Raw genomic sequence first — 24,621 nt, forward strand, 5'->3', positions numbered from 1 at the left:
CGCCGACCTTTGGAGTTCACATGGCACGCCAGTCCGCCGCCGGCCCGCCGCCGATCATTCCCGCACTCGCCTACACGGGAGCCACGCTCGCCGCCGTCATCATGGTCGCGACGGTGCCGCGGCCGGATTCCCCGGCCGCCGAGTTCTTCGCCTACGTAGTCGACAACCGGGATCGCCTGCGGCTCAGCGCCGTTGCGCTCACCTTCGCCGCGATCGCGCTGGCCGTCTGGACCGCCGTCATGTGCCGCCGGGTGCGACGCCTGCACGGCGACCCGCCGGGTGCGAATATCGCGCTCGCGGGCGGGGTCATCGCCGCGGGCGCCGGCGTGCTGACCGGTCTGCTCGGATGGGTCATCAGCCGCACCGAGGACAGCGCCACCGCCGCGGCGCTCCAGGATCTCCAGTTCGCCACGGGCGGTCCGGGTTTCATGGCGCCGCTGTGCCTGCTGTTCGCGGGTATCGCCGTGCCGCTGCTGCTAATGGGCATCGCCCGCCCGCTTGCCGTCACGGGTCTGGTCCTGACCGCCACCGCTGCCCTGTCGCTGCTGACCCTCGTCACGATGAACGCCGCAGTCCTGCTGCCGATCACCCGTTTCGGCGGGATCATCTGGATGATCGCGGCCAGCCTCACGCTCACCGACTCGGTGCGCCGCCCACCGAAGGACCGGACGCCGCCGACCGCGGAGGCTCGGTCATGAGGGCGCTCGTCACCGGCGGCACCGACGGCATCGGCAGGGAGATCGCCGCCGGTCTCTCGAAGTCCGGTGTCCACGTGTGGATCACCGGCCGAAACGTCGAACGCGGGAAGGCCGCCGCCGAGGCGCTGGGCGCCACCTTCCTCCGAGCGGAGCACAGCACCGTGGCCGGAAACCTCCACGCCGCGGCCGAACTCCGCGAGGAGATTCCACAGCTCGATATCCTGGTCAACAATGTCGGTGGCATGGCCTTTCCCGTGCGCACCGTGACGCCGGAGGGCAACGAGATGATCGAATCCCTCAATTACCGGGGCCCCATCACCCTCACCCGGGCGCTGCTCCCGGCCCTCGCACCCACCGCACGCGTCGTTCAGATCGTCTCCAGCGCCGCGTTCATGCACCGGGGCGACCCCTTCACCGAACCCGCGCGCTACTCCGCGATCGCCGCGTACGCCCGCGCCAAACAGCTGAATCTCCTGGCCTCCCTGTCCCTGACCCGCGTGCTCACCCCCGGCCAGATCCTCAACGCGGTCAACCCCGGAACGGCCTGGACACCGGGCGTACAGGCGCTGACCCCCGCAACGGTCCCCGCCTGGCGCTTCATCTGGCCCCTGACCCGAGCCGTCCAACGCCGCCGTCCTCCCGCCCGGGCCGCCGCCGCACCGATAGCGCTCGCCAACGCGGACACCACCGGCGTGTACTACGAGAGCAATGGCCGGGCCGCGAAACTGCCCCAGCGCCTATATGATCCGGCCCTGCAAGATCGCGCTTGGGAGGCGGCGGCGCGCTGGTGAATAACGGGAGACCGCCTGTGCCCCGGAATCATCGAGGCACAGGCGAAACCCGATCTTCGCGCGGGCCGGGTGGTGCGCGCGGAGCTCCGATGTCGTGCGGCGGCTGCGTTAGCCGACGTCTACCGGTGACTCCCGGATATCGATCAGGCACAGGATCGTCACGACCGGGAATACCACCGCTGGGGTATAGAAGACGAAGTTGGCCGGCGGCGAGTGATAGAACGCGTCGATCGGAATCCACGCCAGCAGCGCGGCCGTCAGCTGGCCCAGAGCCACCAACCACGCACCCGCAAGCAGCACGTATCGGCCGAAACCCCAGCCTCGCAACAGCGATACCGCACCGCCGCCGAGAAGACTCGAGACCACGACGAAGGCGAAAGCGGACAACGTCAGCACGGTGGCGGCGGTGATCGATGAACCGCCGATCGTCAGGTAGGACCCGCCCTGCCACTTACCTTCCTGCGACTGGATCAGCGCACCGAGTGCTTGCACCGCCCACACCAACGCCCCCGCTATCGCCAGCCACGCCGCGATTCGATAGCGCGCCCGCTGGTTTCGGACCCGGCCCCGCCCCAACCGCGTCGTTGCCGATTCCTCAGCCATCGCGTCTCCTGGTGTGGCCGACGGCGGCCGGTGGTTGTCGTTCCGGATCAGATGCTGCCGGTACTGGCGGGCGGCTGGGTGCCGCCCGGGGTGCAGCTCGAGCCGGCCGGTGCGGTCTGAACGACGTTCACGGGCAACGGACCCTGGGTTCCGGCACCGGCGGGAGCGCCTGCCGGGCGGGCAACGATATTCCAGGTCTGTGCCGACATCGGAATCCACTGCACCGTCACGTCTTGACCCGCAACGTATTCGACGTGGTCGACCTGGTGTGTGTACCCGCCCGCCGTGGGCTTGGCGTCGATCACGATCGCGGTGGCGCTCGGGTAGCCCGCGATCAACCCGGCCGCGTCCGCGGCGGGCAGGGTGATCGTGTAGCTGGTGCCGGCGCAGTAGGACGGCGAAGCCGAAATAGCCAGCTGCGCCGATGCGTTCGACGCCGTCACGACGGTCGCCACGCTCGTGGCCGCGACCGCTGCCACCCCGAAGCACGTCCGAGCGAAAGCCGATTTCTGCATGCTGTAGTTCTCCCCAGTATTGAAATCCGTCTGTTCCAGACGGCGACCGAAGCGTACCGCCGCTCCCCGACTCGACCGCGCGGGATCAGGCGGAGGATCCGGAACCACGTCGCCGGGCCGATAGGCTTGCGGTCGTACCGGGCTGGGAGGGCCGGGTCCGATTTCGAGGGGACGTTCGTTGGCGAAAGAGGCAGTTGGAGACGAATTTCCGGCCGAGGTGGCAGAACTGAAGGCTGGGCGGTGGTCATTGCGGCGACTACGCATCGCCTGGGTGCTCACCGTTCTCGGGCTCTTCCTCGCGGGAGTCGCGGCGCTGTTCATAGTGGATGACCGTTTCTACCGACTGAGCGACCTGCAGCCGTGGGCCACGCTTGGTTGCTGGACCGCCTCGTTCGTCGTTCTCGTCAGCTTCGCGGACCGACTGGCGCACCACCGGACCCTGCTGTGGATGTTCGTCGCCACGTTGCTCGGCATCGTGACGTTTCCGCTGTGGTTGGTCGTATTCCTCGGCTCCATGTCCGAGCACCATGACAACACGACGACGGTCGCGGTCCAGGACAGCCCCGACGGCCGTGTACAGGCGGTCACCGAGAAGTACTACAACGTGATCGACCCGTCCTGCCGGGTCTGGCTCCGCGAGCCCGACGGCCTGTTCGCCCGCCGGGTTCTCGTCTGGCGGCAGGTCGAATCCGGTTGTCCCCGTGTCTGGTTCCCCGACAACACAACAATCAGCTTCGCCTACGGCGCCGACAACCCGCCGATGACCACGACGTTCGACCCGGACCGTATGCAGGTGGCCGAGACCTTCGATCCGTGATCTATGCGCCTCTCTTCGAAAGCCGCACGAGGACATAAGCGTTGGCGAGCCCGACCACGAAGTGTGGTGCGACGATCAGCAACGTAGCGGGAGGTGAGTGGCTTGGATGCCAGTCATCGCGTAGTTGGCTGGAACCGAAGGCATCACTCATGAATGCCACCGTGAGGACCGCGCAGAACAGGGTCGCGGTGGTGGCAGCGACCCTGGTGAACCAGAGCCCCACTCGGAAGTTGTGCTGTTGCAGCGCGATCGCGCCGATCAGGGCGACCAGGGTCAGCGGGCCGAGTATGCACAACGCCGACGCACCGACGAAGGTTGCCATGGTGAGCGTCTTGCCGGCCTTCGCGGTGGGGTCGTCGACGAGCCTGTCGGCAACGAGCGTCACGAACAGGAACAGCCAGGGCAGCAGGGCGACGCTGCTGACAACGGCCGGATCGCCGATTCTTCGTTCGGTCGTGAGTTCGGCGGGATTCAGCACGTGTCGAACTCCTCGCGCATTCTGCGTTGGACACCGACGGCGCGAGCGGTAAGGGCGTCTTCGGAGACGGTGGACAGGGCGTAATCGCAGGCAGCGGCGTGGACGAAGCCTTCGTTGCGTTTGCCTTCGGTGTAGTAGAAGAACCAATTCCAGGTGAGTCGCAGGGAGTGGTCGGGGGTCGGGGCCACGAGGCGTACAGCGGCGGACAAGGCGTCGTAGGAGAGGGCGGGATCGACCGTGGAGGGTGTCTTCTCCCGGAGGGTCAGGGTGTGGATGTGGCCGTCCGCGATTTCGACGAACTGTACGTCCCAGGTGATTTCGGATAGCTGCCGTTGGAGCTCCGCTTCCCGATCCGCGGCCAGTGGCAAGGTGACGCTCCAATGCTTCGAGTCCGCGGCATCGACCCTGACCTCCGCCTGCCCCGTAGGGCCGAGCATGTCCCGAACGGCGCCCAGCGGTTCGGCGGCGCCGGTCTTCACGTCCGTGATGGCGATTCGCGGTATCGGGCGCATTTCCCAGAAGATCCGCGCATCGGGGACGGACTCGGTGTACCGGCGAACATTCCGGACCGTCTCGCGGAGCGCGTCGACATCCAGCTCGCGAGCGGCCCTGACCGTTGCCCGGTCGGCGACAACGAACTCCAGTTCGCGTTCGCGCAGGCCGTCGAGCGTGCGCAGGCGCTCGCGCATCCGCGTGGCGACGTCGCCGATTTGTTCGTCCGTCGCGGTGGATAGATGCACGGCAAAGCGTAGATAGCTGTCTCCGAGAAAGAAATCGTCTTTGACCGTCACCTCGCATCGCTGCACGCCCGGCATGGCCGAGATCTCAGTGTCGAGCTTCTGAGATTCGGCGGAGTAGTCGGTCGATAGCCCCGAGCAAGCGGTGACGACGAAACCCGCGACCGTGGTGAGCACCGCGGACAGTATGCGTTGGACGACTTCTCTGCTCGCGAGGATAGTGCCGCTCCTTTCGTTGCCCACATCCCGATCGGGCCAAGCTGCTCTGTGGATCAGTGGGCGAGTTGTTGGGTTATCCAGGCGGCGGTTTCGGGGCTCGAGCGGAGGGTGGAGTGGCCTACCGGGGCGGCGGAGGGGAACAGGTCCTCGTAGAAGTTCATGTTTACGGCGGGTTCGGTCAGGTTGGTGCAGACCGCGGCGGGGGTGGCCAGTTCGTCGTTTCGGGTCGAGAGGACCGAATAGGTGGTTCCTGGCTGGGATATCTGGCCGGTGAAAATCGACTCGTAGACGGGCGAATTGGGGAGGAGTTGGACCAGGTTCGCTTTCGTGGGGGCGATGGTCGCCAGGAGGGAACCCAGGAAAGGGATGGCGGAGAGGACTTCCGCCGGGCTCACGGGCGAGTTCTCGATACCGAGAGCGGCGAGAAAGCCCCTGCCGTCGCAGCCTCGAACCTCGGGGGTCAGCAGGACCGCGTGGGCCACCTCGGGGCTGCCGTCGAGGACCTTGAGGAAGTAGTTGGCGACTACCGTGCCGGCCGAATGCGCCACCAGGTCGACTCGATCGGCTCCGGTGGTGTCACGCACCTTCCGCACGAAATTCGCGACCTGTTGTGCGGCGCTGGGGAAGTCGCCGCTCCAGCGATTGCCGTCGATGACCCCGCCCTGAAACAGAAACACGCAGTGGCCTGCCGCGCGCAGGGTGGTGAGGACGGTGTTCCATTGGGCTTCGGTCTCGGCGGTCGTGCCGTCGGCACCGGGAAGCACCACGACCGGGCGGGGGTGCGCGGGGTCGGGAGCGCAGTCGGTGGGGGGCTCGATCGTGCTGCCCGCGGGGATCACCGCCGCGCCGGAGCCGGAATCGGGCACGGCAGCAACCGGTCCCGCCATGATCGACATGGCGGCGCTGACACTGCACAGCGCTGCCGCGAGTTTCGACGTCATTCTCATAGACCCAGCCCCTCGAACTTTCGGAATCGCCCCCCGGCCCCGTGCGAATGCCGCACCAGGGCACGACGATACAGCGATCTCGATCGTTAGGCGTTCAGAAGCCGGGGTGCACGGTCTACACCGGGGCGGCGCGGCGGCTTGCAAGCAGCCGTCGGAGTTCAACTGTGAACCGCATTTGGGTCTGAATACCGTTGTATCACAATGGAATTGGGCTATTGCAGGTTGCTATCGAGGAGTAGAATAGGGGTATGAATTCGGGAGGGGAATCCAGCATCGCGGACCATGTTGAAGGACATGGTGTCGCGGTGGAGGGCCTGCTCGAATCACCCCTGTTTTCCTCATCCGATGACCAGGTCATCGCGATGATGCAGAAGCTGGAAGCGGATTACCGCAAACTCGAAGCGGTGAAGCAGCGCTTCGCTCTCGAATGCGCGGCGCGGGGACTGCCCGCTCGGGCCGGGATCAAGAGTCCGATCGTGTTCCTGCAACAGACCTTGCGGATCTCGCATTTCGAAGCGGCCGCTCGGGTGCGGAACGCGGACCGGCTCTCGACCGTGTCCGAAGGCAGTTTCCAGCGGCCACCGGTGTTCCCGCATATCGCTGCCGCTCAGCGCGCGGGAGAGATCTCCGCCGAGCACGTGCAGGCGATCGTGAAGGTCCTGGACCGGATCCCCGCCAGCGTGGAAACGGAACTCAAGGAACTCGCTGAACGCTCCCTGACCGACTTCGCGCGCGCCGGCGACCCCAAAGGCGTGACCCAACTCGGTGTCCGGGTCCTGGCCTATGCCGATCCGGATGGGGTGTTGACCGCGGACAAGGACCGTCAGCGGATGCGCGGGATCTGCATCGGCCGTCAACGCGCGGATGGCATGTTCCCGATCTCGGGGTTGCTGACTCCGGAGTTGGGTGCGGTGTTCCTGCCGATGTTCGCCAAGTTCGCGCGACCCGGCATGTGTAACCCCGACGACCCGGAGAGCCCGCACACCACAGCCGAACTCGGGATCGACACCGAAATCGACGCCGACGACAGTGACGCCGATGCTGCCACCGTCGCTGCTCGGAACGTGTTGCGGGCTGCTGCCAAGCGTGATCACCGCAGCGAAGCGCAACGCAATCACGATGCGTTGCTGCGGTTCCTGCACCCGGACATGGGGCCCACCAAGCTCGGGTATCACCGGGGGCTGCCGGTTTCGACGGTCGTCACGATGCGCCTGACGGACCTGGAGCAGCGGACCGGGCTCGCTACCACGAACACCGGTGGCACGCTCTCGATCACCGAAGCGATCAAGTTGGCCGCGCGGTCCACCCCGTACCTGGTGATCGTGGATGCCAACGGCCGCCCCCTGCACCTCTCACGCGGTCAACGCCTGGCATCGGCAGAACAGCGCCTCGCACTCACCGCGGTCGAACGCGGGTGCACCCGCCCCGGATGCGACGCCCCCGCCACCCGCTCCGCCGTGCACCACATCAAGGAATGGGCCGAGGGCGGCGAAACGGACATCGAGAACCTGACCTTCGCGTGCGATGCCTGCCACGCACAGATCAATACTGGTCCGAACGGCTGGAAAACGATCGTCATGCCCGATGATTCGGAGCATCCGAGCAAGACCGGGTGGATTCCCCCACCGCATATTGATCCGGCTCGCAGACCTCGGGTGAATTTCCGTCATCACCCGCGTGTGCCGAGCCCTTCGGGGATCCCGGGTATCCCGACGCGGCGACTCTGCTAGAGCACTGCCTCGCAGCTGAAACCCAACCCCCAAAGCCAAACCCCAAGAGCGGCATCGGTGTTCACTCCAGTGGCCGACGTAGCCGAGACCCGCACGCACCGTGCGCCTTCCAGCGGGGTTCGGGAGGACAAGCAAGAACAACGAGGCAGTGCTGGTCATTTCGCCTGCCGTACCCGACCTCGGCTCCCCAGTTGGGAGCGCTTCGCCCTTCCGGCGTGGCTGGATGGCTGTGGGAACCTTCTCGAGACCTACAGACACAAGATCCGTCATCGCTGAATGCCGGTACTGCCTCAGGTGGTGATTGTGGTGAGCGGTAATCGATTCGAGGCTTGCTCGTACCCTCACTGGTGGTGGATCCCGTTTGTCGGCCCGGTAGGGCTGGTACCGCCGTCGAGGCTCCCAACCGGACCCCGCTGCTACTCCGTTATCCAGGCTGCTCTTCCTGCGGTAGGGCACCCCACCGCAGCCTCACTCCCAAACGTGACAACGCTGGTTCTCGTTATCCAGGCTGCTCTGCCCCGGGAGGGCTGGAACCGCACCCCGCCCCTCCCCCGCTGGTACCCACCGTCTATGCAGTTCTCCCCCCGGCAGAGCCGGAACCGCCGCCCGACCTCCCCGACCGCACCCCGCTCGTACTCGTTATCCAGGCTCCTCCCCCGGAAGGGCTGGAACTGCAGCCCGACCCTCACCGGTCCCCGCTGGTTCTCGTTATCCAGTCGTCCTCGAACCCAGCCAATCTCCCAACCCTCCGATACACCGGCGACCCGGCCACGCACACGAGAAGCGAAGCCCACAACCACCACCGAATACTCACCCCCAGGACAGTCGCAACCCCTCGAGCTCCGAACTCCCCAGAACCGCCGCCACCACCTCCGGCGGGCCGGTTACCTTCGTCCCCCACAGATCCCAGTCCGACCACGTGATCCAGGACCGATCCGCGGCCCACAGATTCGACGGGGATCCTTGACCGCCGGGGTGGTCGTAGAGCTCGGCAGCCGAGCCGAGTGGGCCCGACACCGTTATGCCGGTATCGAACTCACCGCTCGCGCCCGGGCCGAAGTAGGCGACGCAGGGCGTGTCCGCTCCCCGCGGAGAGCATGCGGTCAGGACCTCGAGGAGCGCATGCCAGGACTCGCGATCGAGTGAGCCCTCGGCAGGTGGGCGGATGCTGACCGGCCAGCTGCCGTTGGTCGTCGCGCCCGGGAGACAGCGGTAGCAGGGCAGCATGCCCTCGGGCACAGGCTGCTCGCCCAGGCGATCGGCCAGCTCGGCCCAGCGCAGTCGCCGCCACCCCGGGCCGGGATGCTGGGACCGGCCCACCGAGCTTCCGATCTCCACCGAGTTGGCGTCGATCTCGGCGAGACCGGGGAGAGAGAAGGGTTCCTTCGATCCCGCAGCGAGACGGTGTTGCCGGACGTCGTTGTAGGTGAGTTCCGATGGTGCCGAATCGTGTTCGTACATCGCGTGCAGCAGCCAGACGGCGTCGGGGGTCGACGCTGTTTCATAGCCGCACCATCCGATGTCCGTGTCCGGGGTGCCGAGCCATGAAACAAGGGCTCTATCTGCGATGTTCCAACTCACCGGCACAGCGTAGCCAGGCGAGGACGGCACCGGCATCAGGTTTTCGGGGTGGGTTCGAGCAGCACGATCGGGATGACTCGGGGGTGGGCGAGGCGCTGGAAGAAGTCGTAGCCGGGGTAGGTTTCCGCGCAGATCGGCCAGAGCGCTGCTCGCTCGTCGGCGGTCGCCACGCGTGCGCGCACGTGGCGGATTTCGGCACCGAGTTGGATGGTGGTCTCGGGGTTGGCTACGAGGTTGTGGAACCACGCGGGGTGTGCGGGCTGGCCGGCCTTGGACGCGATCACCGCGATCACATCGCCACTCTCGCAATAGATCACCGGTGAGGTGCGGTGGATGCCGGATCGGGCTCCCACGTGGTCGAGGAGCAGGATTCGGGCGATCGGCCGACCCGGTAGATGACCACCGAGCCGGCCGCCGGTTCTGCGGTAGAGGGCTACGTGCGCCCGGGTGGAACGGCGGCCGAAGTAGATTCCGCGCCTGTTCGCGAAGTGCGATATCGAATCGACCGTGCGGCCCAGTTGCGACGGAAACGATTGCGTCCGATCAGCTTTGCCCGTTCCGGCCATGAGCTCTCCCCCATGCTCTTGCGGCCGCCTGCGCGGCCCGAGGCAAGTATGCGTTCAGCTCTGAAATCTACCTCGCGATGACCGCTATTCGGGGACCCCGCCTCCGGAGGAGCCCGAGGCGAACGGGGACTGGTCGGGGCTGCCCAGCAGTGCTGTCAGCAGGGGGTTCACCACGAGTTGATCGAAAGAGCCGGAAGGCAGGCCGCAGGGGCTGTTGTCGGCCGGGCATGCCGTACCGAATGGGGATTCGGTGCTGCCGGAACCGATTACGAGGATGGCGGCGTCCACGCCCCAGCTGCCGGTGGAGCTGCCGGTGTTCGCGGCGGCAGCGGTGCCCGTCGTCGCCGCGAGTGCGCCACCCACTACCGCACCGGTGAGGAGTATGCCGGTCAGATATCGCTTCAAGTGTGCCTCCAGATTGGCGATCTCGATGGCAGATGCTAACGAGCGACAGAAGTGAAACGGAGACGATTCAAGAAAGGGGCGCACCCCGAAAATCTGGGGCTGGATTCATCGGTGTCCATGCCGAAAACTATTGCGCCACTGTTTATTGCGGCGGGGCTGGAAACAGCATCTCGGTTGCCGCGCGCAGTATCTGGTTGGCGCGCAGGAGCGTGGTGCAGGTCGCGGGATCGCAGACTCGGTGGGCGGCGCGAGCCTGGGCGGCTTCGATCACGCCGAGGTAGGCGTCGGTGGGGAAATCGCAGTCGGCGAGCTGGGCGGATCGGGTGGCGATGGCGTCGCTGACGGAGTCGCCGAGCCGCGGGGTGGCGGGCGGAAGTGGTTGACCTTCGGGAAAATTCATCGGATTACCGCGCTTCGGGGTGGTCGGGAGCGGCGAGGCGGAGGCGGCAGTTGGGGAGGTAGGGATTCTGGCGGGTGAAGACGGTGTGCCCGGTCGTGACGCAGGTATGCATCGTGGCAAGAGGGTATCGATAGCCGCCCTCGAGGATGATCGCTTCGCCGGTGATGGCCGTGATACGCAAGCGGGACAGGACAATGCCGCGAGTTTGGGACAGTTCCACGACGCGCGCGCCGGGGCGCACCCACGCCGGTAGGGCCGGAGCGGGATCGGCCGGCGCGCCGATGTCGAAGGCCAGCAGTGCTTTCGCCTGCGCCTTGCGGCGGCAGATGGAGGTCGGGCAATCGCGGTGGGCGGACAGCTCTTGTCGGGCACGATCGACGGTCAACTCACCGCCCGGAAGCGGGTCGTGGTCGAGTTGCTTTGCGGCAGGGCTCATTCGGCATCTCCGGTCGGCTCAGCTGCGGATATTTGGATCCGGCAATCGAGACATTCCCGCCTTCGATCATCCCCGGATAAGACAAGTACACAACAGAACTTCTCGAACTGAAACGTTCACACAGAAATCCATGCGGAATACACTGAACTTTCAGCCAGACACATTTCAGCAGGAACAGAACCCAAATAGCGAGGCTAACAATATGGTTGGCTCGACCCTTCCACGCAGAGCGCTTGGACGGCTGCTGCGTGAACTCCGAAAGACGTCTCAAAAGTCCCAGCTTTCAGCAGGTTTGGCCATCGACATGTCACCGCCGAGCATCAACAGATTGGAAGCGGGACAGCGAGTCAAGATCAGCACTCCCCAGTTCAGCGCACTACTGGATCTGTACGCGGCCAGCGCGGATCAACGCGCGCAGGTTCTCGCGTTGGTGGAGGAGACGAAAGCAACCAAGGGTGACCCGAAAGGCGGTTGGTGGCGCGCCTATTCGGATGTGGTGGGTAGCCACTTCGATCACTACATGGGGCTCGAAGAGGTATGCAACAGGTTCACCGCATTTCAGCTGACCCTGTTACCCGGGTTGCTTCAGACGCCCGAGTATCGCCGGTCGATGATCGTCACCAATGACCCCGACATGTCCGGCGTCGACATCGAGCGACGAATCGAACTGGCAACGCGCCGACAAGCCAGGATTCAGGAAGGTGACACCTTTCTAGTCGACGTTCTGCTGTCGGAGTCGGTGCTGCGACACCAGATCGGCGGCCCAGCGGTGATGTCCGATCAGTTGATCCATCTGACCGAGGTCGGGCAGATGTCGAACGTGTCCATACGGGTCGTACCTCACAGCGTGGGTAGCTACCTCGGCCTGATCGCCCAATCGTTCATTCTGCTCGAGTTCCCACCCCTGCGCGACCGAGGCTTGATCGAACCGCCAGTGATCTTCATCGAGGAATGGGAAGGTGCCCTGTTCCTCGAAGAGGACAAGGCCATACAGCGTCACAGAAATGCGGTCGCGGACATCCGCCGCGTAGCGTTGGATGAAGACGCCAGCAGGCAGCTGCTCGTCGGCTTTGCGAAGGAGTACTCAGCGTGAATATTGCCGTGACCGGCGCGAACTGGTTCAAGAGCAGCTACAGCCGCCCCAACGGGGAATGCGTAGAGGCCGCTCACCTGGCCGAAGGCTTGGTCGGCGTGCGGGACTCGAAGAATCCCGCCGGACCCGCGCTCGTCTTCGACGGAAATGCCTGGGATGCCTTCGTTTCCGAGCTGAAGGCCGGAACCTTCGATCGCTAGCTCCCGGAGGACCGATACCTCCGGGAGCCCGGGCGGCGAATACTCAGGAGGGCTTGCACTCGATGGTCGCGTACTTGGCGGTGCCGCGCCATTCGGTCTGAGCCAGGCCCTTGGCCTGGCGCAGGTTCTTGCGCGCTTCGACGGTGACGGCGGGGAGCGGGTCGCCGCCCCAGGTCTCGGCGGTGCAGACGTAGGTGCGGGGCGCTGCCGCGGCTGCGGAGGGCGTTCCCGCGACGGCGAACACCGGAGCCACCGCCATGACGGCGGCGGGGAGGGCGGCCAGATACTTGACGTTCAACGACGTCTCCTCACGGTGGTCTCGAGATATGCGACCGTGCGGGCGGGCGCGCTACCCGACGGCCGGGGAGATTCTCGCACGTGCGGCGGGTTTCGGCCGGGCTAGGCGGGCCACTCGTAGGCGATGCCGGTGAGCTTCTCACTCATGCGCCAGAGTGCGCGGGCCTGGGCTCGACTGTAGGCCAGCGGGTTTCGCAGTGTGCGCCGCGGATAGCCGAGGGTCTCCAGCGCGGGGCCGACGTAGGAATTTCCCGCCAGGCCGGGGACGGTCGCGGCGTACAGCTGCGGCAGTGCTCCCATCCGATCCGATTGCGCCAGCGCTACCAGCGCGCGCTGCTGCAGTGCGGAAATGCGCGCGGTCCAGCCCTGCTCGGGGGTCGATTCATAGAGGTTGGTCGCGGACAGGCCCGGGTGCGCGGCCACCGCGATCAAGGGCGTGCCGTGCGCGCGGGCCCGGCGGTCCAATTCGGCGGTGAACAGCAGGTTCGCGAGTTTGGACTGGCTGTACGCGAGCCAGCGCAGGTAGACCACGCGCCAGTTGGGGTCGAGCCAATTGATCACGCCGCCCCAGGCGGCGATGGAGGACACCGTCACCACGCGGGGCGCGGGCGCGCGCAGCAGCGCGGGCAGCAATAGCCCGGTCAGGGCGTAGTGGCCGAGATGATTGGTGCCGAATTGGGCGTCGAAGCCCTCGGCGGTGCGCGCGCTGCGCGGTAGCGCCATGACGCCGGCGTTGTTGACCAGCAGGTCGATCGGGACATCGCGCACGTCGAGGTGGTCGGCCGCACGCCGCACCGAGGCGAGGTCGGCCAGATCCAGCGGCAGGACTTCGGGTTTGGGCCCGGTGGCTCCGGCCGCGACCGATTCCAGCGCGGCCGCGGCCTTGATCTCGTTGCGGCAGGCCATGAGTACGTGCGCGCCCTTGGCCGCCAGCGCCTCGGCGGTACGCAGGCCCAGGCCACTGTTCGCGCCGGTGACCACGGCGGTCTTGCCGCTGAGATCGGGGATATCGGCGGCCGTCCAGCGCCGGGCGATCAAGGGCGGGTTCGCCGGTTTCGCCGCGGCCGTGTGCACCTGTGCCATCACCTTCACGCTCCTCTTACGCACGACATTATCGTCTGAGACAGACTAGCCGCTCGTGTTAGGCTGCGACAGTTCTCGCGGCGGGCCGCCGTCGCCTACCGATCGGATCGAGGGGGCCACGATGGCCGACCACCACAACTACGGCACGGCGCTACGGGTCCCGCCCAGCCCCTTCGAGCGGGCGGCGCGCGAGATGTTCGCCGAATTCACCGCCTGGCTCGCGCCCCGGGCACACCGGGCTCGAAAGGCCGTGCTCGCCGAACTCGCGCGCGCCGTATTCGTCATGGTGACACTGGGATTCGCACTGGTTGCCGCGGCATACGGCACGATCTACTTCTTCGCTTTCCTGGTCGAGCTCCTCGGGCAGTGGATGCCGCACTGGGCCGCGCTGGGGCTCACCTCTGCGATCATGCTGGTCCCGGCGGGGATCGCCGCGCTGCTCGGGGTGTGGCAGATCTTCCGGCTGCGCAGCGTGCGGGCCGCGCGCGGGGCGGCCGGTGCGGCCAACGCGGCGCTGGTGCGATTCGGCAGGCGAAACAGCAAGGGCGCCAATAGTTTCTGAACAAGCCCGCAGATCAACACTCAGCAGAATCCCGGCCTGCCCGCTATCGTGTCTGAGACAATCGAGGCGGGTGGCCGAGGCCGACGGCCCGGCGCAGCCGCCCCGCGGTTCTCCAGAAAGCAGCCGAGCCATGATCGAAACCCTTGTCGTCGCGGCGGTCGTACTCCTGGTGGCGGGCGGGATCGCCGCCGCGATCACCGCCGTGTTCCTGCACCGATGGCGGCGCGCCGTCCTGGCCGGCGGCGGCTTCGCGGTACACCCCCTGGCTGCCGAACAGGTCGATGAATTCCTCGCCGATCGGGGTGTTTTCGCGGTCACCGCGACCAGGGAATTCACAGCTCCCGCCGCGAAGGTCTGGGACGCACTGCAACTCGACGGCGGTTTCTCCTGGCTGCCGCTGATCACCGGCATTCGCTATCGCGACGGCTCCCGGAGCGTGGGCGCGATGCGCAGTTTCGACGCACCGCTGTTCGCCGTCCAGGAACGCGTCGTCACCCACACCCCGCACACCCGCCTCACCGTGACCGGCACCAGAATCTCGATTCCCGTGCTGGTCAGCGGATTCGCGCAGGATTACCGGCTCACCGAGCACGACGGCCGCACCACGCTGGCCTGGACGATCGCCGTGCGACCGCGCGTCGGCGGCTTCCTGCCGCTGCGCTGGGGCGCTCCGTTCGCGCGCCCGTTCGCGACCTGGGCGATCAAGGGCCTCGGCACGCGGATCTGAGCTTCACCCCACTCGCGCGGACACCGGAGGCTACCCTCGTCAAGACCGCAATATCATTGCCGTGCTTGCTGATTGGTCGCTAAGGGGTTCCACAGTGAATACACTCGAGACCTTCTCCACCCGCGGCGGCGGCTTTCGCGACGTGGTCATCACCGCGGTCGAGATGACCACGTCGATCGCCGCCGATACCGAGGGCACCTGGCAGGGTTTGCTGGCCGGAGCGAGCGGGATCGGCAAGCTCACCGATCCGGAACTGACACGCCTCGAGCTGCCGGTGACGATCGGCGGCAAACTCGTCGCCGATCCCACCGAGGAATTGGACCGGGTTCGCAAGCGGCGCATGTGCTACGTGCAGCAGATGTCGTACGCCATGGGAAAACGGCTGTGGGACACCATCGGACGGCCCGCGGTGGATCCGGATCGACTCGGGGTGTGCATCGGCACCGGACTGGGCGGGGCGGACAGCATCGTCGAGGCCAATGACGCCATGCGCGATCACGGGTATCGGAAGGTCTCGCCCTTCGCGGTGCCGATGTCCATGCCGAACGGGGTATCGGGCGTGGTGGGGCTCGAGATCGGCGCGCGGGCCGGACTGGTCACGCCGGTGTCGGCGTGCGCCTCCGGATGCGAGGCGCTGGTGCACGCGTGGCGGTCGATCGTGCTCGGGGAGGCCGACATGATCGTGGCGGGCGGGGTCGAGGGATACATCAATCCCGTTGCCGTCGCCGGATTCTCCATGGCGCGGGCGGTCAGCACGCGCGCCGAGGAACCCGAGCGCGCTTCACGGCCCTTCGATCGGGATCGGGACGGGTTCGTGTTCGGCGAGGCCGCGGCGCTGCTGGTGGTCGAGGCCGAGGAGCACGCGCTCGCGCGCGGGGCCGAACCCCTGGCTCGACTACTCGGGGCGGGACTCACCGCCGACAGCTACCACCTGGTCGCGCCCGATCCGGATGGCGTGGGATGCGCGCGGGCCATGCGCCGCGCACTGCAGACCGCCGGGGTGAGTCCGGCCGAGGTCGATCACGTCAACGCGCACGCCACGGGCACCACCATCGGAGATCTGGCCGAGGCCAAGGGCATTGCCGCCGCCGTGGGCACGCACCCGGCGGTGTACGCGCCGAAATCGGCGCTGGGACACTCGGTGGGGGCGGTCGGGGCGCTGGAGGCGATCCTGTCGGTGCTGACGCTGCGCGATCAGGTGATACCGCCGACCCTCAATCTCGACAATCTGGATCCCGAGATCGATCTCGACGTAGTGCACACGAAACCGCGCCGGACCGCGGTGGAATTCGCGCTCAACAACTCGTTCGGGTTCGGCGGTCACAATGCCGCCGTGCTGTTCGGGCGCTACTGAGCCGCCACCTCGCCGGCCCGGAACCCACTCGGCCACGCCGCTGAACCACGCACAGCCGCGCCGATTCTCAGCGGTCCGCACGCTCCCCCAGTTTGCGCGCCAGGTAATCATCCAGGCGGGTCAGGGCCGCGGGGCGGGACCAGCGGGCGCGCAGGCGGGTCAGGCGTTCGGGCTCGAGCACCCGGGACGCAAGACGGGCGCCGCCCGGGGACACGCGGTTCGCCAGGTACAGGGCCCGGGCCTCGATGGGGGTGGGCACCACCGCGGGGTTGCGAGCCGCGACGCGAACGATGGTGCGGGCGATACTGTCCGGGCCATGGGTCGCCCAGCGTTCGGCCGGATCCACCGGTCCCGCCCCGCCTCGCGCCTTGCGGGCCGCGTCCGATGCCGCCGCGGCGGTGGGGCCGTCGGCATCATGCTCCTCGTAGATACCGGTCGGCACCAGCGCGGGACAGACGGCGGTAACGCCCACCCCGGTTCCAGCGAATTCCAGCCGCAGCCCTTCGGTGAGCATCTGGGCGGCCGCCCTCGTCGCGCAGTACGGGGTGCTGGACGGAATCGGAGCAAAGGCGGCCACCGACGTGACATTGATGATTCGCCCGCCTCGCCGAGAGGCGATCATCTGACGTCCGAAATGGGTGCAGCCGTGCACCAGTCCCCAGACGTTCACACCGAGCAGGCGCTCCCAGTCCTCGAGGGTGTGTTCGAGAAACGGCCCGGCCGTGACGAATCCGGCATTGTTCACCAATACCCGCGGAGCACCGAAGTCGGCGTGCACGTCCTCGGCGAAGCTTTCCATGGCCGCCGCGTCGGCCACGTCGACCGCGAACGGCGTGGCCGTGCCGCCGAAGGCGTCGATCTCCTCGACCGTGCGCACCGCGCGGTCCTTGTCGATGTCGGCGACGATCACCACGGCTCTCTTGCGGGCGAAGCGATGGGCGACCGCGCGGCCGATGCCGTCGCCGGCGCCGGTGACGACGACAACCTCATTGTCGAAGCCTGGCATGAGCTGTCCCCTGATTCCGCGGCTGCGGTGGTGCGTTCCTCTACTATCACCATCTGTCCCAGACAGTGTACACTCTGTCTCTCCAGCCGGAGGAGAGACGAGCCATGAACCCCTTTCACCCGGAACTGGCGGTGGTGACCGGCGCGGGCAGCGGCATCGGCCGGGGTACGGCCAAGGCGCTCTCCGCACGTGGTGCACAGGTCATCGTCGCCGACATCAATTTCGCTACAGCCAAAGACACTGTGTCCCTGATCCGTTCGCACGGCGGGCGCGCCACTCCCTACGCGTTGGACGTGGGTGACCCGCTCTCGCTCGAAGCCTTCGCCGAGTACGTGCGCACCACGCACGGGGTTCCCGATGTGGTGGTCAACAACGCCGGAATCGTGGTCGGCGGGCCGTTCTTCGAGATCCGGCCGGCCGATCTGCAGCGCATCGTCGATGTGAACCTGACCGCTATCGTGCACGGCTGCAAGCTGTTCGGCGCACAGATGGCCGAGCGCGGGACCGGCGGGCAGCTGGTCAACATCTCGTCCATCGCCGCCTTCGCCGCCCTGCGGCTGGGTACCCCCTACTGCTTCACCGCGGCGGCGGTGAAGCATTTCAGCCAGACGCTGCGCATCGAAATGGCAACGCACGGAATCGGTGTGACGGTCGCCTGCCCCGGGCTGATCGCCACCAACCTGGCAGCCACGGCCAGCCTGGCCACGCTGAGCGCGGAGCAGGTCGCGATCACCCGGCAAATGGTCGTCAAGGGCATGACCCTGCTCGGCATGCATCCGGACAAGGCCGGGCGCAAGATCGTCGAGGCGGCTGCGGTGAATCGCGAGATCCTGCCGCTGCGCGCGGAATCCCAGCTGGCCTACCGGCTCACGCGCGCATTCCCCCACCTCACCCGGGCGCTGATGCGGACCATCAGCGGACCCGAGGTCGAGCGCGCGGTGCGGTTCGCGATCGACCATCCCGCGGTGCTGGGGATCGCGCGCGAGGCGGCCGAACTCATGCCACAGCGACCGGGCCTGCAAACCTATTGGGAACCACCGGAATACGATGATCCACCGACACCGATGAGGAGATGAGCCACCGTGACGACAGTTCCGCCCACCCCCGCCGAATCCGAGCCCACCCCGGCCGATTCCACTGCCGTCCCAGCCGCGGTCACCACCGCCGCTGCGAATCCCGGCGCGGCCGAGCCGATCTCCACCGCGCCCACCGCTGTCTCCGATTCAACTGCGGCCGAGGTCGCCGAAACCGACTCCGGCACGCATGGTCCCGCCGCCGACCCGGGCAAAACCACTGGTGCACAGCGTGAGCCCGCCCCCGCCGAACCACCGCTGCGCCGCAATCTGGTCATTCTGGCCGCGATGGCGCTGACCGTGATCGCCGCGCTGGTTGCCGCCGGAATGATGGTGGGCTGAAACCGCTGCCGCTGTGGCAGCTTCAGTTCCGGCGAGGCACCCGACCTCCGCTCGGTTCACCAGCAGCCGGGAGCTTCGTGATCGGCGGCCGCCGCCCCGGATCTCGGGTCCGCGGCCATCGGCGATGGCGTTGACCGTGATCGCCGCGCTCGTCGGCGCTGGAATGATGGTGGGCTGAAACCCGCTGTTGCGGTGGCAGCTTCGGCCCGCAGCCCGCGATCGGTTCACCAGCGGCTGGGGGCGTCATGAGCGGCGGTCACCGCCCCGCGTCCGGGTCAGCGGCGCCCGGCGACACCATCACCGGTCCGCCGCGACGGCCCCTTTCTCCGAGCTCGTCGGGGTCGGCTCACCCGGCACCGCGAGTGCGGCCACCGCGGGCGCGACCACGGCCACCGGATTACAACATATGGCGACCGGCTCCCCCACGGCCACCGGAACGCCCACAACTGCCGACTCCCCCACGGCCACCGGAACGCCCACGGCCACCGGCTCCCCCACCGGCTCCGGCGGGCGCATGCCCGGGAGCCAGCGCCGCACCAGCGCCAGGTAGGGGGCCTCGGCGTCGAGCTGTGCGCACACCCCGACTATGCCGCCCAGCACCCGGCCCAGCATGACCAGGTCGGGCAGCTCCGGCGGGGTCCGGACCGCGAAGGTGTTCTGCACGGACAGGTTTCGCATGTCCGTGGCCCGAACCATGTGTTCCTGCAACAGCTCACGACTGATCCGCAGGCGGTCACCCTGGAACTCCGCCACGATAGGGGCGACCACACGCAGCACCGGCTCCATGTCCAGCTGATGCCCGGGGCGCACGAAGCCGTTGTCGTGCAGCGCCCGCACCAGGGCGTCGTAATCCTCGTCCAGCGCGAGCTGGGACAGCTCGCCGACCACCCGGGGCAGCCCACCGGGCAGCGCGATGGTCGCCCCGAAATCGAGGATGCCCAGGCGACCGTCCGGAAGCAGCTGGAAATTGCCCGGGTGCGGATCGCAGTGCAGGTAGCCGACCCGTGCGGGTGAGCTCAACCCGAACGCGGCCAGCAGCTCCCCGGCCCGATCACGCTGGCGCGCCGCGCCTTCGGCGATGACGCGGCCCAGCGGAACGGCGTCCATCCATTCGGTGACCAGGACCTTGGGCGCGCTCGCCACCACCTTCGGCACGAAGAAGTCCGGATCATCGGCGTAGGCGACGGCGAACCGGCGCTGGTGATCGGCCTCGATGCGGTAGTCGAGTTCCTCCGCGGTGCGGTCGACGAACTCCTCGATGAGCGCTTTCACGTCCACGCCCGGCATGAAGACCCCGAACGTGCTCGACAGCATGCGCAACAGTTTGAGGTCCGACATGAGCGCGACGTCCGCGCCGGGGTACTGGATCTTCACCGCGACCGCGCGGCCGTCCTTCCACACCGCGCGGTGCACCTGGCCGATGCTGGCCGCACCCACCGGCACATCCTCGAAATCGGCGAACCGCTCGCGCCAGCGCGTGCCCAGCTGTTCGTCCAGCACCCGATGCGCCTGGGCCAGCGGCATGGGCGGCGCCTGACTCTGCAAGCGCGCCAGGGCATCCCGGTAGCGGTCGGCGAAGCGCGGGGGCACCGCGGCCTCGGCGACGCTGAGGGCCTGCCCGAGCTTCATGGCGCCGCCCTTGAGTTCGCCCAGCACCCGGAAGATCTCGTCGGCGGCCTTGTCGACGAGGGCCTCATCGATGGTCTCGCGATCGGCGCCGGTGAAGATGGCCTTGCTCGTCGCGGTCAGTCGCCGGGCCATGATGCCCATGGGCAACGCGGCGATCTTCGCCGAACGCGCCAGGCCGGTTCGTCTCTTGCCCGCCATCGGGTGCCTCGATTCGGTATCGCGAAAGCAGCCTCGATCACTGATGCGAGGCGCGTGCCCATCCGGCACACACGCTGAATGTAGAATGTCTCAGACAGTTGGTCAAATGGACTGCGGCACTGCGCTTCTTGCGCGTGGCGCATGCGGACAAGACCGACGATCACCGCGAATCCGGCACGGGTCGGCGCGATCACGCCCGGCGGGCATCGCGCATCGCGGTTTCGGCGTTCGATCCGCCGCGGCCGCACGAAACGCCTGACGAACAACCGGGACGGCCGATGAGGCTGTCGCCCAGACAGTCTGCGCTCGGACATCGTCCGGGCCATCTGCGCCGGGCTGTCGCCCAAGCCCTTTGCGCGCGGCTGTCCTCCAGGCCGTTTCGCTCGACTGCCGCTCGAGCCGTTCCGCTCGACTGTCGCTCGAGCCGTTGCGCGCGGCTGCCGCTCGAGCCGCTGCGCGCGGCTGCCACTCAGGCCGTTGCGCGCGCCCGTCGCTCAGGCCGTTTCCGCGCGGCCGGCCGCCGCGCCCGCGCTCGCGCCGATCAATTCACCGAAGCGCGCCACCACTTTCTCGTGGTACAGCCCGAACAGGTCCTCGAACAGCGCCAGCTGCGCCTCGGTCGGGCCCGAACTCGACTCCCACACCGCCAGCAGCGCCCGCCACACCAGCACGTGCAGGTCCGGCGAGGCCGCGAAGTACGCCCGCACCGCCGCGGGCACCTCGAACAGCATCTCCCCCACCGAGTTCAGCACCGCCCGGGGCAGCCCGTGGCCGAGATCGGTGAGCAGCGTGCGCACGATCTCGACCTCGATGGCGAGCATGGCCGCGTAGTCGAGTTCGTCCGCGCGGGCCAGGGCCTCCAGTTCGTCGACGGCGGCGTGCAGTTCGGCCGGGTCGACGCCGCCGTCGGCCTCGGTGTAGTCCAGCAGCGCGTCGAGCACGATGATCCGCTCGGCGGCCACGATGGCGGCGAACATCTCCGCCGCCACCTCGGGTGCGTGCGCGGACAACGGAAACAAACGCCGATAGACGTCCAGGCCACCGGCCCGGCGCACATCGCGCACGGTGAACCCGCGCCCGCGATGGGCGTCCACGAAGCCGTAGGACTCGAGCCGCCCCAGCACCAATTGGGCCGTAGCCCGGTTCATCCCGAATTCGTCGGCGACCTGGCGCACCGAGGGCATGAGATCACCGGGCGCGTACTCCCCGGTCGCGACGCGGCGGGCGAGTATGTCGGCGACATCGGCGACGACCGTCTGGGCACCCATCCTGTCACCTTTCGACAACTATCGGATATGTCCCAGACAGTTTATGCTCCCATATGCCAAACTGCACGTGCGCGGTGCGGCAGGCCGTGCACACAATGAGGTGAACAATGGCGAAGCGTCGAATCGGCAGTCGTTCAGGGGGCGGCACACCACCGGTGCGGACGGCGGTGCGCAACGCCAAGATCGCCACGCTGCCCATCGCTTTCGCGGGCAGACAGGCCGCCGGAGTCGCGCAGCGCGCCCGCGGCCGATCCACCGCCGATATCAACCTCGACATCCAAATGCGCACCGCGCAGCACATTTTCGAGGTGCTCGGGGAATTGAAGGGCTGCGCGGCCAAGCTCGGCCAGCTGCTCGCGCTCTACGAACTGGCCCTGCCGCCCGAACTCGCCGAGCCGTACCGCCGGGCACTGTCCCAGCTGCAGGATTCCGCACCCGCCATGATGCCCGCCGCCGTGCACGGGGTGCTGGCCTCGGAACTGGGCCGCGGCTGGCGCTGGAACTTCCAGGAATTCGACGATCGGCGCGCCGCCGGGGCCTCCATCGGCCAGGTGCACCGCGCGGTGTGGCGCGACGGCCGCCCGGTCGCGGTGAAGGTCATGTACCCCGGAGCGCACCAATCGGTGCGCGGGGATCTGGAACAGCTGCGGCGACTGTCGGTGCTGGCCACGGTGTTCGTGCCCGGCGCGGACGTGCCCGCGGTGACCGAGGCCATCTGTACCAGCGTGGTGGAGGAACTCGACTACGCGGCCGAGGCCGAGCATCAGCGGATCTTCGCCGAGACCTACGCCGACGATCCGGATTTCGTGGTGCCGCGGGTCATCACCCAGCGCGGGGACGTGATCGTCAGCGAATGGCTGCACGGCACGCCCGTGACCCGGGTCATCGAATCCGGTGCGCCCGAGGAACGCGACCGGGTCGGCATGCTGATCCTGCGGTTCCTGCTGTCCTCGTGGGTGCGCACCGGGCTGCTGTACTGCGATCCGCATCCGGGCAATTTCCGGGTGCTGCCGGACGGGCGGCTCGGCGTCGTCGATTTCGGGGCCTGCGTGTCCTGGCCGCATGCCGGATTCGAGGACCTGGTCAGCGAGGTCATGGACGCGGTGTTCAACGGTGAACTCGGCGATCTGGACGCCGCGCTGCGCCGGCACGGGTTCGTCGAACCGCAGCGCGCCTACGACGTGCGGGCCATCGCCGAGGGCGTGGCCACGGTGACCGAACCGCTGGCGCACAGCGAGTTCCGGTTCAGCACCGCGTGGATGCGCGAGCGGGTGCGGTACGTGCTGGATCCGCGGCTCACCAACGCGCACCGGCAGATGACCATCCCGGCCTACGTCACCCCGTTCGCCCGCGCGCTGCTCACCGCGCTCGGCGTGCTGTGCCAGCTCGAGACCGGCGGCCCGGTGCGCGGCGAGTTCGCGCGCTGGTCACCCGAGATGGCGGCGGTGTTCGAGCGGTTCGACAGCCGCCGCGGCGAGCCGGCCGATCTGGGTCTGGCCCGGCAGTTGCGCACCACCGCACCGGGCAGGCGGTTCTCGGTCGTCAGCTGACCGGCAGGGCATAGATCGGTTCTATGTACCCATCGGATCGCGGCGGCTACCGGGCGATCTCGTCCGGGCCGATGCTCGATATATGACCACACTGACCTTCCGCCGCACCGAACAAGAGCCGACTTCGCGCACTCGGGCCGGAATGTCGACGCTGCCGCGGACCGGCCACGGGCAGCCGGCGCCGACCGGGCACGGGCGGCCGCCGGTGGCGGAACCCGCCCAGCCACTGCGGCACCTGGCCCCCAACTGGTTCGCCGTGGTCATGGGCACCGGCATCGTCGGCAACGCCGCGGCCACCCTGCCGCTGCGGGTCCCGGGCCTGCACGCCGCGGCCACCGCGGTCTGGGCGCTGGCCGCACTGCTGCTGCTGACCCTGCTCGGCGCGTGGGCACTGCATTGGCGCCGCTACCCCGACAGCGCCCGCGGGCACGGCTCGAACCCGGTGATGATGCAGTTCTACGGCGCACTGCCCATGGCATTGCTCACCGTCGGCGCGGGCGCGCTCATGCTCGGCAAGGACGTGATCGGGCTCGGGGCCGCGCTCACCCTGGACTGGGTCCTGTGGTCCGCGGGCACCCTCATCGGCCTGATCACCGCCGCCGCCATCCCCTACCGCATGATCACCCGGCATCGGTTCGACGCCGATTCGGCCTTCGGCGGCTGGCTCATGCCCGTGGTGCCGCCCATGGTCTCGGCCGCCACCGGCGCGCTGCTCATCCCCCACCTGCCCGCCGGTCAGGCCCGGCTCACCATGTTCTTCGCCTGCCTGGCCATGTTCGGGCTGAGCCTGATCGCCGCCATCGTGATGATCACCCTCATCTGGTCGCGGCTGCTGCACCACGGGCTGCCCGCCGCCGGGATGGTCGCCACCGTCTGGCTGGTGCTGGGACCGCTGGGACAGTCGGTGACCGCCGCGGGCATGCTGGCCGCGGCCGCGCCCACCGCGCTGCCCGATCGCGATTCGGCCGGCATGGATGTGTTCTCGCTCGTATTCGGGGTTCCCACTTGGGGATTCGCGATGCTGTGGCTGGCGCTGGCCGTCGCGGTCACCGCACACGCCCGCAAGTCCATGCCCTTCAACCTGACCTGGTGGGGCTTCACCTTCCCGCTGGGCACCTGCGTCACCGGCAGCAGCGTGCTGTTCGCGCACACCGGGGCCGACCTGTTCGCCGTGATCGCGGTGGCTCTGTACGCGCTGCTGGTCGCCTCCTGGGGCGTTGTCGCCACCCGCACCGTACGCGGACTGCTCAACGGTGAACTGCTGGCGCCCGCGCGATAGATCGCGACACGGAAAAGCTGGGGCATGCCGATGAGGG

The 24,621-nt window shown here is 67.8% G+C and carries 28 protein-coding genes; 13 read left to right on the plus strand and 15 right to left on the minus strand.

Going from position 1 to position 24,621, the window contains the following annotated elements; genetic code table 11:
- Positions 1-20 precede the first annotated feature (20 nt).
- Positions 21-698, plus strand: a complete 678-nt coding sequence (locus ACFVBH_RS07640; RefSeq protein WP_379000687.1) for a DUF4386 domain-containing protein — start codon at positions 21-23, stop codon at positions 696-698.
- Positions 695-1,489: an SDR family NAD(P)-dependent oxidoreductase gene (locus ACFVBH_RS07645; RefSeq protein ID WP_379000689.1), complete on the plus strand. Its 795-nt coding sequence runs from the start codon at positions 695-697 to the stop codon at positions 1,487-1,489. The genes ACFVBH_RS07640 and ACFVBH_RS07645 overlap by 4 nt, the downstream gene beginning before the upstream one ends.
- Before the next feature lie 108 nt (positions 1,490-1,597).
- Here the strand turns inward: ACFVBH_RS07645 and ACFVBH_RS07650 are convergent, their stop codons facing one another.
- Complete coding sequence (locus ACFVBH_RS07650) at positions 1,598-2,092, minus strand: hypothetical protein (protein WP_379000691.1); 495 nt, start codon at positions 2,090-2,092, stop codon at positions 1,598-1,600.
- A 47-nt stretch (positions 2,093-2,139) separates the two neighbouring features.
- Positions 2,140-2,607 carry a hypothetical protein gene (locus ACFVBH_RS07655; protein WP_379000693.1) on the minus strand — a complete coding sequence of 156 codons (468 nt, stop codon included), beginning with the start codon at positions 2,605-2,607 and terminating at the stop codon, positions 2,140-2,142.
- A gap of 217 nt (positions 2,608-2,824) precedes the next feature.
- On the opposite strand from ACFVBH_RS07655, the gene ACFVBH_RS07660 reads away from it, so the two are divergent.
- Positions 2,825-3,424, plus strand: coding sequence for a hypothetical protein (locus tag ACFVBH_RS07660; RefSeq protein WP_379000695.1), 600 nt, complete (start codon positions 2,825-2,827; stop codon positions 3,422-3,424).
- Between the two features lies 1 nt (position 3,425).
- Here ACFVBH_RS07660 and ACFVBH_RS07665 read toward each other — a convergent pair whose 3' ends face one another.
- The 3 genes from ACFVBH_RS07665 to ACFVBH_RS07675 form a co-directional block, all read right to left on the minus strand.
- Positions 3,426-3,902 carry a hypothetical protein gene (locus ACFVBH_RS07665; protein WP_379000697.1) on the minus strand — a complete coding sequence of 159 codons (477 nt, stop codon included), beginning with the start codon at positions 3,900-3,902 and terminating at the stop codon, positions 3,426-3,428.
- Positions 3,896-4,816: a hypothetical protein gene (locus tag ACFVBH_RS07670; RefSeq protein ID WP_379000699.1), complete on the minus strand. Its 921-nt coding sequence runs from the start codon at positions 4,814-4,816 to the stop codon at positions 3,896-3,898. The genes ACFVBH_RS07665 and ACFVBH_RS07670 overlap by 7 nt, the downstream gene beginning before the upstream one ends.
- A 95-nt stretch (positions 4,817-4,911) precedes the next feature.
- On the minus strand, positions 4,912-5,805 hold the full coding sequence (locus ACFVBH_RS07675) for a lipase family alpha/beta hydrolase (protein ID WP_379000701.1): 894 nt from the start codon (positions 5,803-5,805) through the stop codon (positions 4,912-4,914).
- Between the two features lie 248 nt (positions 5,806-6,053).
- Between ACFVBH_RS07675 and ACFVBH_RS07680 the strand changes: the two genes are divergently transcribed.
- Positions 6,054-7,535 (plus strand): DUF222 domain-containing protein, encoded by a 1,482-nt coding sequence (locus ACFVBH_RS07680; RefSeq protein ID WP_379000703.1) that lies wholly within the window; start codon positions 6,054-6,056, stop codon positions 7,533-7,535.
- An 810-nt stretch (positions 7,536-8,345) separates the two neighbouring features.
- Here ACFVBH_RS07680 and ACFVBH_RS07685 read toward each other — a convergent pair.
- The 5 genes from ACFVBH_RS07685 to ACFVBH_RS07705 form a co-directional block, all read right to left on the minus strand.
- Positions 8,346-9,116: a hypothetical protein gene (locus tag ACFVBH_RS07685; RefSeq protein WP_379000705.1), complete on the minus strand. Its 771-nt coding sequence runs from the start codon at positions 9,114-9,116 to the stop codon at positions 8,346-8,348.
- 35 nt (positions 9,117-9,151) lie between these two features.
- Positions 9,152-9,682 carry a nitroreductase family deazaflavin-dependent oxidoreductase gene (locus ACFVBH_RS07690; RefSeq protein WP_379000708.1) on the minus strand — a complete coding sequence of 177 codons (531 nt, stop codon included), beginning with the start codon at positions 9,680-9,682 and terminating at the stop codon, positions 9,152-9,154.
- An 84-nt stretch (positions 9,683-9,766) separates the two neighbouring features.
- Positions 9,767-10,087 carry a hypothetical protein gene (locus ACFVBH_RS07695; protein ID WP_354990250.1) on the minus strand — a complete coding sequence of 107 codons (321 nt, stop codon included), beginning with the start codon at positions 10,085-10,087 and terminating at the stop codon, positions 9,767-9,769.
- A gap of 142 nt (positions 10,088-10,229) precedes the next feature.
- Complete coding sequence (locus ACFVBH_RS07700; protein ID WP_379000710.1) at positions 10,230-10,487, minus strand: hypothetical protein; 258 nt, start codon at positions 10,485-10,487, stop codon at positions 10,230-10,232.
- A gap of 4 nt (positions 10,488-10,491) precedes the next feature.
- The gene (locus ACFVBH_RS07705; RefSeq protein ID WP_379000712.1) at positions 10,492-10,923 is read right to left on the minus strand and encodes a hypothetical protein; all 432 of its coding nucleotides are present in this window, start codon (positions 10,921-10,923) and stop codon (positions 10,492-10,494) included.
- Positions 10,924-11,053: 130 nt separating this feature from the next.
- Between ACFVBH_RS07705 and ACFVBH_RS07710 the strand changes: the two genes are divergently transcribed.
- The gene (locus tag ACFVBH_RS07710; protein ID WP_379000714.1) at positions 11,054-12,016 is read left to right on the plus strand and encodes a helix-turn-helix domain-containing protein; all 963 of its coding nucleotides are present in this window, start codon (positions 11,054-11,056) and stop codon (positions 12,014-12,016) included.
- Complete coding sequence (locus ACFVBH_RS07715; protein WP_379000716.1) at positions 12,013-12,216, plus strand: DUF397 domain-containing protein; 204 nt, start codon at positions 12,013-12,015, stop codon at positions 12,214-12,216. The genes ACFVBH_RS07710 and ACFVBH_RS07715 overlap by 4 nt, the downstream gene beginning before the upstream one ends.
- Positions 12,217-12,259: 43 nt before the next feature.
- Here the strand turns inward: ACFVBH_RS07715 and ACFVBH_RS07720 are convergent, their stop codons facing one another.
- Positions 12,260-12,514, minus strand: a complete 255-nt coding sequence (locus ACFVBH_RS07720; protein ID WP_379000718.1) for a hypothetical protein — start codon at positions 12,512-12,514, stop codon at positions 12,260-12,262.
- A 101-nt stretch (positions 12,515-12,615) separates the two neighbouring features.
- Positions 12,616-13,596: an oxidoreductase gene (locus ACFVBH_RS07725; protein WP_379001639.1), complete on the minus strand. Its 981-nt coding sequence runs from the start codon at positions 13,594-13,596 to the stop codon at positions 12,616-12,618.
- Positions 13,597-13,717: 121 nt separating this feature from the next.
- Between ACFVBH_RS07725 and ACFVBH_RS07730 the strand changes: the two genes are divergently transcribed.
- The 3 genes from ACFVBH_RS07730 (at position 13,718) to ACFVBH_RS07740 (ending at position 16,239) form a co-directional block, all read left to right on the plus strand.
- Positions 13,718-14,158, plus strand: a complete 441-nt coding sequence (locus ACFVBH_RS07730) for a phage holin family protein (RefSeq protein WP_379000720.1) — start codon at positions 13,718-13,720, stop codon at positions 14,156-14,158.
- Between the two features lie 130 nt (positions 14,159-14,288).
- Positions 14,289-14,885, plus strand: coding sequence for an SRPBCC family protein (locus ACFVBH_RS07735; protein ID WP_379000722.1), 597 nt, complete (start codon positions 14,289-14,291; stop codon positions 14,883-14,885).
- 94 nt (positions 14,886-14,979) lie between these two features.
- Positions 14,980-16,239 (plus strand): KasA/KasB family beta-ketoacyl-ACP synthase, encoded by a 1,260-nt coding sequence (locus ACFVBH_RS07740; protein WP_379000724.1) that lies wholly within the window; start codon positions 14,980-14,982, stop codon positions 16,237-16,239.
- Positions 16,240-16,306: 67 nt separating this feature from the next.
- On the opposite strand, the gene ACFVBH_RS07745 is transcribed toward ACFVBH_RS07740, so the two are convergent.
- Positions 16,307-17,245, minus strand: coding sequence for an SDR family NAD(P)-dependent oxidoreductase (locus ACFVBH_RS07745; protein ID WP_379000726.1), 939 nt, complete (start codon positions 17,243-17,245; stop codon positions 16,307-16,309).
- Positions 17,246-17,349: 104 nt separating this feature from the next.
- Between ACFVBH_RS07745 and ACFVBH_RS07750 the strand changes: the two genes are divergently transcribed.
- Both ACFVBH_RS07750 and ACFVBH_RS07755 read left to right on the plus strand, forming a co-directional pair.
- Positions 17,350-18,321, plus strand: a complete 972-nt coding sequence (locus tag ACFVBH_RS07750; RefSeq protein ID WP_354990240.1) for an SDR family NAD(P)-dependent oxidoreductase — start codon at positions 17,350-17,352, stop codon at positions 18,319-18,321.
- Between the two features lie 6 nt (positions 18,322-18,327).
- The gene (locus tag ACFVBH_RS07755; RefSeq protein WP_379000728.1) at positions 18,328-18,660 is read left to right on the plus strand and encodes a hypothetical protein; all 333 of its coding nucleotides are present in this window, start codon (positions 18,328-18,330) and stop codon (positions 18,658-18,660) included.
- Positions 18,661-18,957: 297 nt separating this feature from the next.
- Here the strand turns inward: ACFVBH_RS07755 and ACFVBH_RS07760 are convergent, their stop codons facing one another.
- Both ACFVBH_RS07760 and ACFVBH_RS07765 read right to left on the minus strand, forming a co-directional pair.
- Positions 18,958-20,487: an ABC1 kinase family protein gene (locus tag ACFVBH_RS07760; RefSeq protein WP_379000730.1), complete on the minus strand. Its 1,530-nt coding sequence runs from the start codon at positions 20,485-20,487 to the stop codon at positions 18,958-18,960.
- A gap of 494 nt (positions 20,488-20,981) precedes the next feature.
- Positions 20,982-21,755 (minus strand): GntR family transcriptional regulator, encoded by a 774-nt coding sequence (locus ACFVBH_RS07765; RefSeq protein ID WP_379000732.1) that lies wholly within the window; start codon positions 21,753-21,755, stop codon positions 20,982-20,984.
- 107 nt (positions 21,756-21,862) lie between these two features.
- Here ACFVBH_RS07765 and ACFVBH_RS07770 point away from each other — a divergent pair, with 107 nt between their 5' ends.
- Together ACFVBH_RS07770 and ACFVBH_RS07775 are read left to right on the plus strand one after the other, a co-directional pair.
- Entirely contained in the window at positions 21,863-23,305 is a 1,443-nt protein-coding gene (locus tag ACFVBH_RS07770) for an ABC1 kinase family protein (protein WP_379000734.1), read from the plus strand.
- A gap of 142 nt (positions 23,306-23,447) precedes the next feature.
- Positions 23,448-24,584, plus strand: a complete 1,137-nt coding sequence (locus ACFVBH_RS07775; RefSeq protein WP_379001641.1) for a TDT family transporter — start codon at positions 23,448-23,450, stop codon at positions 24,582-24,584.
- The last annotated feature ends 37 nt before the right edge of the window (positions 24,585-24,621 follow it).

Source organism: Nocardia sp. NPDC057668 (genome assembly GCF_042799795.1).
Lineage (GTDB): Bacteria > Actinomycetota > Actinomycetes > Mycobacteriales > Mycobacteriaceae > Nocardia.